Origin of the sequence: Thermoleptolyngbya sp. M55_K2018_002 (assembly GCF_015295965.1) — a bacterium.
Lineage (GTDB): Bacteria > Cyanobacteriota > Cyanobacteriia > Elainellales > Elainellaceae > Thermoleptolyngbya > Thermoleptolyngbya sichuanensis.
Genome location: NZ_DVEA01000388.1, coordinates 1 through 12,202, shown reverse-complemented (window position 1 = coordinate 12,202; position 12,202 = coordinate 1). Strand labels below are relative to the sequence as shown.

Sequence of the window (12,202 nt, the reverse complement as noted above, 5' to 3'; positions counted from 1 at the left end):
AGGCTAAACACAAGGCTTGGCTGTGTCTTTGTCCCGCTCCACGTCGAGGATCAGGCAAGTGAGCAAAGGCTTCTACAATTGCGAGCGTCGTCATGACAGGGCAGGAAAGAGCGACACTGCAAGTTTACGGCAAACAACCGTCTCTGTCTAGAATGAAATAGCCCTGGATTCGCAAGTGTTGGGACATTTATTGGATGACGACAATGAGGCAGATAGCGTATGGGCAGACAGCGCTTACCGCAGCGAGGCGATTGAGCAGGTGCTGGCGTTGATGGGCTTTGACAGTCAGATTCATGAGCGTTGCTATCGCAATCGTCCGCTGAGCGAGGAACAACAACACTCGAATCGCACCAAGTCAAAAACCCGCTCGAAAGTCGAGCATGTGTTTGGTGCGTGGATCATGCAAATGGGTGGCAAACTGGTGCGCGTGATTGGAATGGTACGGGTCAAGGCATCCTTAGGGCTGAAGCATCTGACCTACAACTTGATGCGCTATACGTTCTTACAGACGCAAGTAGCCGATTAAACGCCGGAATCGGCAGACTACTGCTGGGTTCTATGCCTGCTCACAGGATGAGGTCGTTCAAGAGCAGTCATCTGCTGGGGGAAGCGCAGCAATGCTCCTGTCTCACTTGAGACTCTACCCTGGCAAAATTCAATTAATCGAGGTTCCCGATTGTAAAAGCTTTATGATTCCGGCTTTTTCATAGTCTTTTATTTATTTGCACCTTATTAACTTTTGTTAAGATAGGCGATCACTGAAGCTTCATAATTTCAGTTTCCTCCGTAAAGATTCGCATTCATCTGCACCACACGGATGCGTTTATCAAGAGTGAAGCTAATAATTCTTGAACAAGGATCTTTGTTTTCACTCCTCAAAGTATCTCCACGATGCCTCTTTCATCAGATAGGCATCTTCAGAATTGCATTTTTATATTGTCAGATCTAAGTTATCGGATCTGCGTCGTCGGACGGCGGCATGTCTGTTGCGCGGAACGTCCGAGGTCAAGAAGACAGTGAATCTACGCTTAACCACTCATTCAAGGAACTCTTTGACCATGCTGACATCGGTAGATCAGGGTTTCGCTTTGGGAACGAATGAAGCACCCGAAAAATGCCCGAATTCAGGCAACAATACAAAACCTTTATTAAGATCAAGAGTCGAGATTATCAATGAAATTAAGATGCTGGTTCCCGCTGGTTCTCCTGAGCCAGAGGATGAACAAGTCTTGAGCCAGCTAGCAAGCTTGACCCAAGAACTCACGAAGGTCTATCAAGCGGCTGGACAACTGAGGGAAGATCCCTTCGCAGATGCCTGGAACCGTCGGGTTCACTGCTACCAAGATCTGGTCGCAGAGCAGGTCAAGGGGCGGCGTATTCTGGTGACGGGTGGAAATGGCTGCGTCGGCAGTCAACTGATCCAGGAATTGAAGACCTTTGAGCCTGAGAAAATTGTTTGCCTGGACTTGCTGCTAGATGAATCGTCTTCCCCGAACCAAGATAATGATTCGGTTGAGCAATTCACATTCTATGAAGTTGATATTAGAGATCAGAATGAACTAGAGAAGGTTTTCCTCCAAGAAAAGCCCGATCTCGTCTTTCATCTGGCAGCCATGCGCCTCCCTGGAATGGCGGAGCAGCGGGTTAGAGATGCTGTTTCGACGAATATTATGGGAACCCATAATGTGATTCGATTCTGCGAAAAATATGGGGTCAAAAAGTGCATATTCTCCTCGACAGGGAAGGCATCGCGCTATGTCACTGGAGAGGTCTATGCAGCCACCAAAAAGGTGTGTGAGTGGCTTTTTGATCAGGCGGCTCAGTCAGGCTCAACCGTGTATGGCATGGTGAGATTTACCCATATGCTGGATAATAGCGCCGCCTGTGAACAGTTTGACCAAAAGGTTAAGCACGGGAAAATTGTCAACATTCATGCTCCCGATAAGTATGTTTGTGGTCAAAATGTTCATGAAGCCGTCAGCCTGCTGCTGAATAGTCTCGTCGTCTCTAAACCCGGAAAGCTAGAATTTTTGGTCTGTCGAAATCTGGGCTGGCCGGTTGAAACCCTAGAGGTTGCTTTATACAAGATCCTGCAATCTGGAAAGAACATCCCAATTTATTTTCAGGGTTCGCCCGTCGGCTATGAAGAGGGCTTCTTTCGGGGCAATGTAGACTGGGATGATCCGTCGGCGTTTAACTTATTAGTCAATGCGATCGAAAAAGTTTCAAGTCGAGTTGATGTGTCCGGCGACTTTATCGTTACGCCTGTTTTGCCCTGCTGTTTTGAGCGTCTAGAAGCTGAGTTGGCGGCTGTGCGGAAGGTTCTCAATGATCCTACAAGTGCCGATAGCCAAATCAAGCAAGCCCTTGCTGAATGCATTATGAAGGTTGCTTGCTCCATCTATTCTCAAGCACCGATTGAGTTGCTCTCGAAGGTGCTGAACTGGGGCACTGATCCTGAGTACCTCCAGTTGGACGGGGCAACGCTAGATAGCCATCAGCCCACGATTCGCTTGTTTATTGAAAGCCTATCTGCCAAGTATCGAAACAGCACCAGTCACAGCGGCAGTCTTAGCACCCGTTGAAGCGATCGCCAAGATCTAAGAAGATTAAGCCTGTGGTGAGTGCGCTTTAATACTTCTGCGTGATCAGGCTGAGTTTGACGGGTGCTGTGGGTAGGGCGAACGAGGCGTTTTGCACTTGGCTCCGAGTGTTGGCAATTTCAACCCGCGTTTTCAATCTGCGCTTTCAATCTGCGTTGAGATTGCCAACAGCCAAGGGGCGATCGCCTTTCCGTATTGGAAAGATAAAAGCAGTAGGGTTCTGGTAAAGCGCTAACCGGACGGGGCTTTGAGCAAGATGCTAATTTAGCATCTGAGATTAAAGTTCAGTGTCTCAGCGTCAGTGATCGCATCTGTGATCGCATCTGTAATTGCGTTCCAACCCTGGCGCTATCTCCTACCGTTTGCAACTCCCCCGCAAAGCACTATGGCAACCACTCTCTTTCACCTGGCGTTTCCCGTGAGTGATCTGGCCGAAGCCAAAGCCTATTATGCCGATGGGCTGGGCTGCGAGATCGGCCGCGAGAACGCCAGCTCAGTGATTATGAACCTCTACGGACATCAGATTGTGGCGCACCTGGCCCACGAACCGCTGATGCCTCAGCGCGGTGTGTATCCCCGGCATTTTGGCGTAATTTTTACCGACGAGGCCGATTGGGAAGCCCTTTTAGAGCGATCGCAGCGATTGGGACTTCGCTTTTATCAGCCGCCCAAGGAGCGCTTTGTTGGCACGCCGTTAGAACACCGCACATTTTTCCTGGAAGATCCGTTCTATAACCTGATGGAGTTTAAGTTTTATCGCCACGCCAGCGCGATTTTTGGGCAGGCAGCGTTTGCCCAGATTGGAGATACCGCAGGCTGAAGGCAGGCAAACAGTAGTTTAGGCAAACAGTAGTTTGGGCAAACAGTAGTTTAGGCAAACAGTAGTTTGGGCAAACAGAAATTCAGGCAAGCAGGAATTCAGGCAAGCAGGAATTGAGGAAAATCGGTTTACCGCTTGCCTTGTCGAGAGGTGGCATTCAACAGAATCGCGCCCCTCTCACCCCTCCACCAGTTTCAGCACCTCAAGACTCGCGAATCCCTAACGCGAACCCCTAAATTGCTTCAAGGTGTGTCAGGTTTCCTGATCCCAGCGACCCACAGCGGAAGAAGGAAAATATTACACACTGTTTTGGGACGATTCGCCTTGTGACGGCTGATCGCGGCTGGTCGCGGCAGTTTAGCTGAAGGGCGATCGCCCCAAATTGGCAAGATTGTCTGGCAGGATTTCCTGGCAGGATTTCCTGGCAAGATTTCACAGCATTGAGGGGCAAAGCGTGAGTAAACAATATCACTGGCTGGATCTGGCGGAGTATGCATCGCTGGTGGGCTTGGGCGTGGGTTCCGTCGCCTCCTTCACTACATCGCAACTGGTCTACACCTCCGCACCCATTTCGCTGCTGGTATTGCTCAACCTGGCTAACCGCAGCCGATTTGAGCAATCCATGCAAAATCAGGTCGGCGTGGCCATTGACGAAATCGAAAAGCGCCTCTCGATGCATGTGGAGCTGCTGAATCAGCAGATTGGGTCGCTGCCCACGCCAGAGATGATGGGCAGTTTGAAAAAGTCCATGCTGGTGAAAAGCCGGGAAGCGTCGGAGGCCTTTGCGGCTGACCTAAAAACCTTGCAGCAAGATCTGCAAATTCGGCTGGATGCGCTGGAGGCGGGCGATCTGGGCAGCGTGCGCGGCGAGGTGCGGCGGCTGCGCGACCAATATAGCCAGCTTTGCGACGACATGGTGCATATCACCGAGCGGCTGCACGACCTGTCTAGCTCACGCCAGGTGGAGGAGTTGGAAACGGCGATCGCCCAGATTCGCTCCGACACGGCTCATCTGCAAACCAGCCTGCAAGTCTTCAGCGACCAAACGCGCCCCGCCCTCAACACGCTGCAAGAGCAAATCACTCGGCTGAATCGCCAGCTTCAAGCCCTGCCGCCGCCCTTCGATGCCAGCACGCTGCGCCAGGAAGTATCGGAGCTGATCCGCGTGGTGTCTGACTTGGTGCCCCGGCGCGACTGGACCGCACTGGTGACGGAGATGCAGTCGCTCTATGAGCAGCAAGACTCGCAGGCGCGGGCCGAGGAACTGCTGCGGCGCAAGGTGCAAGACCTGACCCAGCAACTGCGCGACCAGCCCAGCCGCGAAACGCTGCACTCGCTCCAGCAGCAGGTCAATTACCTGAGCCAGCAGGTAGAAAACTTGCCGCCCCCCTTTGATCCAACATCTTTGCGGCGGGAAATCGCTCGCCTGCTGCGGGTGGTGGGCGATCTGGTTCCTCAGCGAGATTTCAGCGGCCTCGTAGGACAGGTCAGCGCCTTGCAGCAGCAGCAGGAATTTCAAATGCAGATCGAGCAGGCGCTGCAAGCGGAACTGCGGATCATCAGCCAGCAGTTGCAAGATCTGATGGCTGAAACTCGTGTGGAGACGGGCGATCGCCCCCCTGCTTTGGCTCCCAGCGCCGACCCGTCTGACCCGGCCGACTCGACCGAAACCGCCGAAGCGCTATTTGAGGCTCAAGTTGAAGCGATGCTGCGGCAAGAGCTACAGCGCATCAGCCAGCAGTTGCGATCGCTCCCCACAGGCGGCACCTTCCAGATGCAGGTCGAGGCAACGGTGCTGGGCGTGCTGCAAGAGCTAAACCAGCACCTCCGCACCTATCCAACGGGGCCGCGCTACGAGTTTGTCCTAGATTTTCGCGGCGGCCCGCCCGCCGAAGTCGAGGCTGCCACAGCCCTGCATCCGGCGCTGTATGACGAGTTCACGGCGGCGGCGCTGCTCGATGTGCCCAGCAGTCGTCTGGTGCTGGAGCAAGCGCTAGATACCACGGGCGATCGCCTGCTGGTGACGTTGCCCTGGTCGAGCCAGTGCCCCATCGATCGCCCGATGGTGCGCCGCCTGCATGAGTTTTTGTCCCAGGGTCGGCAGTTGGCAATTGGCTGGTGCTACAGCGCTGACCAGGATTTGCCCCGCTTCCTCAGCGCAATGGTGCAGCGGTGGCACGCCCCGTCTGAGCAAGCCCGTAGCCTGCAAGAAACGCTGCAAAATCTGCTGGAACTCAAGCGGCAGTTTCCCAACCAGTTTCAGTTCAAGATTTTGGGAACGCGGGAGAACTTTCTCGTGTCGGACGACCGCTACGCCGTGCTGGGGCTGGACGAGTCGCTGGTGGACGATCTGGGCATTCCCCGGCTGGAACTCAAACTGCGGACGAGCGACCCCGACACCGTGCAGCAGTTGACGCAGCGGTTTGAAAACCCAGTGCTGCACCCGACCGATGTGCAATCTCACTGGAACCGGGCCATGACGCGCTATGAACTGGGCGACCCGCAAGGGGCCCTCAGCGACGTAGAGCAAATCTTACGCATCCGCCCAGATCAGGCGCTGGCATGGAATCTGCGGGGGCTGTGTCATGACGACTTGGGAGAGCGGCAGCAGGCGATCGCCGACTTTAGCACCGCCCTCCAGCTAGACCGCAACCAAATGGATGCCCACTGCAACCGGGGCTATCTGCGCTCGGAGCAGGGCGACCTGATCGGGGCGATCGCCGACTTTACCAATGCTCTGACGATTCAGCCCAACTGCGCCATGATCTATTTTTTTCGGGGGCTGGCCGCGCAAAAACTGGGCGAAATCAAGTCCGCGTTTCGCGACTATGCCGCCGCCATCCAGCTTGCGCCCGATGTGCCCACGCCCTACTACTACCGGGGGCTGGCTCGTTCTGGCAACCCCGCTGGGGCGATCGCCGACTTGCAGCAAGCCCTAGAACTCTTCGCCCAGCAGGGCAACGAAACCAACGCCCGCAAAGTCTTTAGCCACCTCCAGCGGCTCACCAAAACTCGCAACGGCAACCCGCCCATTTTTGACCCCGATGCAGTGCCCGATGCTGCACCAATTCCCGTGGCGATCGCCTTTGAGGAGAACTAAAGACGGGCTGCTTGATTTTAGATTTGCGATTTTGGATTGCCACAAGCGTCTATGAGGCTTCTGGCAATCGCGTTCGCAAGATGGGTTGATTGTGCTGCACGGCGCACCCCAAAAGCCGACCTCCAAAAATACCGTCAAAAAATACCGTCAAAACAAACCCCAGTCCTCACATTCCCATAATCTCGTAGCCCGCGTCCACGTACAGCACTTGACCCGTGATGCCCGTAGACAGGTCGCTACACAAAAACGCCGCCGCGTTGCCCACTTCGGTCTGAGTCACGGTGCGGCGCAGGGGGGCGACCTCTTCAACATGGTGAATCATGTCCAAAATGCCGCCGACAGCGGAGGAAGCCAGCGTCCGAATCGGCCCGGCGGAGATGGCATTGACTCGGATGTTTTGCGGGCCCAGTTCCGCAGCCAGATATTTCACGTTCATTTCCAGCGCTGCTTTGGCAATGCCCATGACGTTATAGTTTGGCACGACGCGCACACCGCCCAGATAGGTCAGCGTCACCACCGACCCGCCCTCAGTCATAAGCGGCTTGGCGGCGCGGCAAAGCTGCACCAGCGAGTAGGCGCTCACGTCCAGCGCCAGGTTAAAGCCCTCGCGGGAAACATCGCTGAAGTCGCCGCTGAGATCGTCGCGATTGGCAAAGGCGAGACAGTGGATCAGCACATCCAGCCGCCCCCACTTTTCGCGCACGGTGGCAAACGCCGCTTCGACTTGCTCATCATTTTGCACATCGCAGGGCACAAACAGGCTGGGCTGGAGCGGCTCAACCAATTCCGCCACTTTCTTCTCTAGCTTGCCTTTGTCATCGGGCAGGTAGGTGATGCCCAGGTTTGCCCCGGCTTTGTGGAGCTGTTGGGCGATGCCCCAGGCAATTGAGCGATTGTTGGCAATGCCTGTGACGAGCGCATTTTTTCCGGTGAGGTCAAGCATGGGTAACGGCATCCAAATTTCGAGGGCAATTCACAAAATACTCAAAAACGGGGCAAGACGGATAGGGGAGGGTGGCGTAAAGCGAGGGAAGAGAAGATGGCAAGAGATGAGGGCGAGACGGGAAAATTTTTTCCTAAATTGTATCTGTTGGATACAATTGCGATATGCTGTCTGGAACGCAGGATTGAGGGCGATCGCTCGGTTTACCAGAAAATTGCCCAGTTTCCAGAACAGAGTCGGGGTTCTCTCATCCGGGTCTACCGATAGAGCAAACGCAGAAATTGGTATCGAAACGATCATTCTTCCTATGGAAGCGTGTTTTTAGATACAAAAAGCGGCCCCAAACTTAGTTTAAGTGTTCTAAGACTGCATTTATCCCGGTTTTTCGCCTCTTGGGCAAAATCTGGGTCTTGCTTTCATCTTTTGTTTCAGCTAGGACTTACGCAATTGGACGATTTCTCGCGGTCGCAGCCCACGAGAAATTGTCCAAAACCCAGAAAACTTATCGCAAGTGCGTAATTCCTGTCAGTCCTGTCTCGGTCATATTTCGGTCATATTTCGGTCATATTCGCTCCCTGAGGGCGCTGGGAATCGGACGGTATGGTTGCCTCACATGAAAAGCCTTTAGCAGATGTGTTTCGCCAATTGAGCGGCGGTGCGTTTCCGCCGATGGTAGAAACCTTTGACCGGGGAAAGACTATTTTCTTTCCGGGCGATCCGGCTGAGCGGGTTTATTTCTTGCTCAAGGGCGCGGTGAAGCTGTCGCGAGTCTATGAGGCGGGCGAAGAAATCACCGTAGCGCTGCTAAGAGAGAATAGCGTGTTTGGCGTGCTGTCGCTGATTACGGGGCAAAAGGCAGACCGATTCTATCATTCCGTGGCGTTTACCCCGGTGGAGTTGCTGTCGGTGCCGATTGAGCAGGTTGAAAAGGCGCTGAAGGAAAATCCCGACCTGTCGATGCTGATGCTGAAGGGGTTGTCGTCGCGGATTCTGCAAACCGAAATGATGATTGAAACATTGGCCCACCGAGATATGGGGTCGCGTTTGGTCAGCTTTTTGCTGATTTTGTGCCGCGATTTTGGTGTCCCCACGTCTGAAGGCATCACCATCGACCTGAAGCTGTCTCATCAGGCGATCGCCGAAGCAATTGGCTCGACCCGCGTGACGGTGACGCGACTGCTGGGCGACCTGCGCCAGGATCGGATGATCTCCATTCACAAGAAAAAGATCACGGTCTACAACCCCGTAGCGCTGAGCCAGCAGTTTACATAAAAGCACGAATCAGGGGGCTGAGCTAAAGGAAACTGCCTCGCTCTGGGGTGCTTGGGAAACAGGGAGCAGGGGCGATGGCTAACCTAGTGGGGCGACTATCTATCTGGGCTGAGCCGGTTGGAGCATTTTTGCGGTGTTGCGGTATCCGGGCAACTGCGAGCTACGCCGTTCAACGGCACAATTGCAGTATGGTGTAGCTGAGTGTGAGTTTTATCGGCGATGACCACCGGGCTGGTCTTGATTGCGGCAATTTTGGTGCTGGGGGCTGTGGTGGCCACGGTGGGCGATCGCCTTGGGATGAAGGTGGGCAAGGCTCGCCTCAGTTTGTTTGGCCTGCGTCCCCGCCAAACCGCCACGCTAATCACCGTGATGACGGGGATTCTCATCTCGGCGATGACCTTTGGCATTTTGTTTGCCGTAGATGACCAGTTGCGGACGGGTGTGTTTGAGCTAGAAGACGTGCAGCAGGAGCGAGACGCAGCGCTGGCAGAACTCAACCAAGCGCAGCAGCAAACCGCCGAAGTGCAGCGACAGCGCGATCGCGCTGAACGAGAACAACAAGCCGCCCAGCGCCGCCTGCGCCGCACCAACGAGTCCTTACAAACGGCGATTGCCCAGGAAACCCGCACCCGTGAGGAATTGCAAAGCACCCAGTCGCAGCTCAGCAGCGTCGCTGCCAACTATCAGCAGGCGCAGACTTTGCTAACAGACGTGTCGCAGCAGGCCACCCAGCTTCGTGCCGAGATTCAGCAGCTCCAGGCCGATCGCCAGCGCCAGCTTGCCCAGCGCGACCGAGACGTGGCCGAGCGCGATCGCCAGATTGCCGAACGCACCGCCCAAATCCGCGAAAAAGAATTGCAGTTGGACGACCTAGAAGCCCAGCGCAGTGCCCTGCTGGCAGAAGTGCAAACCCTGGAGCGCGAATTTCAAGGGCTGCGCCAGGGCAGTGTGGCGGTGTTGAGAAACCAGCCGATGGCCTCCGGTGTGGTGCGCGTGATCACCCCAGAGGCTGCTCCCAGCGCGGTCAATCGCCTCCTACTAGAGGCCAACCGCTTCGCCAGCCAGCGCATTCAACCGGGCACGGTGAATGTAGACAAGCAGGTGATTCAAATTACCAACGCCCAGGTGGAGCAATTGATCAATCAAATCCAGGACGGCAAAGATTATGTCGTGCGGATTTTGTCGGCAGGCAATTACATCATTGGCGAACCCTGTGTCTTGGCGGGCGAGGCTTGCATCCAGGTGTATGTCAACGCTGCGCCCAATCAGGTGGTGTTTCGAGAGGGCGATCTGGTGGTCACGATTGCGCTCGATCCCACCCGGATGCGAGATGAAGAATTGGTGGAGCGTGTCAATCTCCTGATTGCCAACGCTCAGTTTCGCTCGCGCCAGGCTGGGGTTCTGGGCGATGTGCTGCAAATTGCGGACGGACAGACCGAGGCTGTGGTTAGGTTATTGCAAGATATTCGAGCCTACGGTCGCCCGGTAGAACTCCATGCAATCGCCTCTGAAACCATCTTCACCGCTGGGCCTGTCCGGCTCGACCTGGCCGCCGTACAAAATGGGCGGGTTCTGTTCAGCACGGACAGCAGAGTCAACACCACACCGCCCCCGCAGCGATCGCCCTCTGCGCCAACGAACTAAACCGCCCTGCTGCCGTTTGCCTTTCACCCCTGCCGTTTGCCCATGTCCTATTCCACTTCTGCACCTGAAGCCCTGGGGCAGCCCGTCATTCTGGGGTTCGATCCGGGTCGGCAAAAGTGTGGGCTAGCCGTGATGGGGGTCGATCGCAACCTGTTTATGCATCAAGTCGTCGCAGCAGAGCGGGCGATCGCCACCATTCAGGCGCTCCGCCAGCAATACCCGATTTCGCTGCTGGTCATGGGCGACCAAACCAGCGCCCGCCAGTGGAAACAATCGCTGAGCGAAGCCCTCATCGACCCAATCCGCGTGGTCATGGTGGATGAACGCTACTCGACGCTGGAAGCCCGCGATCGCTACTGGCAAATGTATCCACCCAAGGGACTCCAGCGCCTGTTACCCCAGGGAATGAGAACGCCGCCACGCCCCATCGATGACATTGTGGCCATCTTGCTGATTGAGCGCTACCTCGATCGCCTGTCTGAACCAGTTTAGACACGGCCGGGCCAGGCTTCAAATTTCTGCCCGAATGGTAAATGAATAGTCGCCGCCCAGTTCTAGCTGATAGTCACTACGCTCCAAAAAGCGCTCCAGGGGGTCTTTGATCAGCGCCCGCCCCAGCGACGGCTGCACAATCAGTTGCCCCTGCCGAAAGCACCACTGGAACTGCCACTCGTAGGCATTCGCCCGCACCTCACCCTCAATTTTGCCCTGCTGCCAGGATTGGTGGGTAATCCGAACGTAGGCGGTGGTTTCAGGAAGGCGCTTGCTCATCGAAGAAGGAAGGGGTCAAATGCTTTCCACTATAGGCACGGGGTCGGCGCAAGTTCAAGGGCGATCGCTATCAACCTCAGAAAACATTCTCAGAAAACACTGACAACCCCAATCCCCACAAAAATCGCCCAACTGCGTCAGTCCTAACCCCAAAAAGAATGCTGCACAAACCCGTCACACAGGGTTTATGCAGCAGTTTTAGTGAATTCGCGCCGTCAACATCTAACGCAAGAGACGAAAGACTTGACGAACAATGAAAAGGCAGGCATGAAGGGGCGATCGCCCCTTACACCACAAAATCGCAGGAGCTAAGCTGGCTCACGGCGATTCCTTCCAAAACCGCCAGCGTATTGAAGAACTTACCTGCTTGCTTGCCATTCCTATCAATTTGAACCAGCGTATTTCCCTCACGTTCGATCAACCGAACAAACGTGTTGAGCCGCTGATAGTTGCTGCGTCCTGCAACCTGGAAAGGAGCGCGGGCAAAGATGCGCCGCAGGTCAATCACGTCAACCCCTGGCTGATAGTTTTGGATCAAATCCGTTCCGTGATTAACCCGGCGATAAACAAACATATCGCGGTCTAGGCCGCCGATGAGCGTGTCATTTCCTGCACCGCCAACAATCGTGTTCTTGCCGCCGCCGCCATTGATCACGTCGTCGCCTCGTCCGCCCACCAGGAAATCTCGCCGTGGGCCACCCGTCAGGCTGTCATTACCCTGTTGACCGCGGAGGATGTTCTGCCGCTGACGCACTTGCAATACATCATTCCCCCCGCCACCAAACATCTCAAAACCGCCGCCGGGTCTGTAGCCTGCCCGGTTAAACTTGCGGGCCCTTGCAGGGGAACCTGCGGCTGCGGCTCGCCAACTGCGAGGACGGCTAGGCTGTGTAGACACCAGTTCTACCGTCAGCGTGTTGGGCCCACCTGTCAACGTCAGCGGCTGCAAGCGACGCTGCCCTCTGGGTGTGAGGAAAGGGACAGGCGTGCCGTTTCGACATCTCAGCGGAATCGCCGCAAGACCCGTTTGACCATCCCCCACAATCACA

The 12,202-nt window shown here is 55.3% G+C and carries 10 protein-coding genes; 7 read left to right on the top strand and 3 right to left on the bottom strand.

The annotated features are described in order from the left end of the window. Positions 1 to 157 precede the first annotated feature (157 nt). The 4 genes from IGS51_RS19925 (at position 158) to IGS51_RS19910 (ending at position 6,523) form a co-directional block, all read left to right on the top strand. Positions 158 to 526 carry a transposase gene (locus tag IGS51_RS19925; protein WP_367279388.1) on the top strand — a complete coding sequence of 123 codons (369 nt, stop codon included), beginning with the start codon at positions 158 to 160 and terminating at the stop codon, positions 524 to 526. A 532-nt stretch (positions 527 to 1,058) separates the two neighbouring features. Next, a complete protein-coding gene (locus IGS51_RS19920; protein ID WP_297080527.1) occupies positions 1,059 to 2,585 on the top strand; it encodes a polysaccharide biosynthesis protein in 1,527 nt (508 codons plus the stop codon). Between the two features lie 403 nt (positions 2,586 to 2,988). Next, positions 2,989 to 3,423 carry a VOC family protein gene (locus IGS51_RS19915; protein WP_297080526.1) on the top strand — a complete coding sequence of 145 codons (435 nt, stop codon included), beginning with the start codon at positions 2,989 to 2,991 and terminating at the stop codon, positions 3,421 to 3,423. Between the two features lie 454 nt (positions 3,424 to 3,877). Next, a complete protein-coding gene (locus tag IGS51_RS19910) occupies positions 3,878 to 6,523 on the top strand; it encodes a tetratricopeptide repeat protein (protein ID WP_297080525.1) in 2,646 nt (881 codons plus the stop codon). A 166-nt stretch (positions 6,524 to 6,689) separates the two neighbouring features. On the opposite strand, the gene fabI is transcribed toward IGS51_RS19910, so the two are convergent. Continuing rightward, a complete protein-coding gene (gene fabI, locus IGS51_RS19905; RefSeq protein ID WP_297080524.1) occupies positions 6,690 to 7,466 on the bottom strand; it encodes an enoyl-ACP reductase FabI in 777 nt (258 codons plus the stop codon). Positions 7,467 to 8,066: 600 nt separating this feature from the next. Between fabI and ntcA the strand changes: the two genes are divergently transcribed. From ntcA to IGS51_RS19890, 3 genes are all read left to right on the top strand, one after another. Next, a complete protein-coding gene (ntcA, locus tag IGS51_RS19900; RefSeq protein WP_172353241.1) occupies positions 8,067 to 8,738 on the top strand; it encodes a global nitrogen regulator NtcA in 672 nt (223 codons plus the stop codon). A gap of 219 nt (positions 8,739 to 8,957) precedes the next feature. Beyond that, positions 8,958 to 10,382, top strand: a complete 1,425-nt coding sequence (locus tag IGS51_RS19895; RefSeq protein ID WP_297080523.1) for a DUF3084 domain-containing protein — start codon at positions 8,958 to 8,960, stop codon at positions 10,380 to 10,382. A 42-nt stretch (positions 10,383 to 10,424) separates the two neighbouring features. Further along, on the top strand, positions 10,425 to 10,874 hold the full coding sequence (locus tag IGS51_RS19890) for a pre-16S rRNA-processing nuclease YqgF (protein WP_297080522.1): 450 nt from the start codon (positions 10,425 to 10,427) through the stop codon (positions 10,872 to 10,874). Between the two features lie 18 nt (positions 10,875 to 10,892). Here the strand turns inward: IGS51_RS19890 and IGS51_RS19885 are convergent, their stop codons facing one another. Then, on the bottom strand, positions 10,893 to 11,153 hold the full coding sequence (locus IGS51_RS19885) for a DUF3146 family protein (RefSeq protein ID WP_068508581.1): 261 nt from the start codon (positions 11,151 to 11,153) through the stop codon (positions 10,893 to 10,895). A gap of 286 nt (positions 11,154 to 11,439) precedes the next feature. Continuing rightward, positions 11,440 to 12,202 (bottom strand): type I secretion C-terminal target domain-containing protein (locus tag IGS51_RS19880; RefSeq protein ID WP_297080521.1); only part of this gene is annotated, 763 nt, incomplete at its 5' end.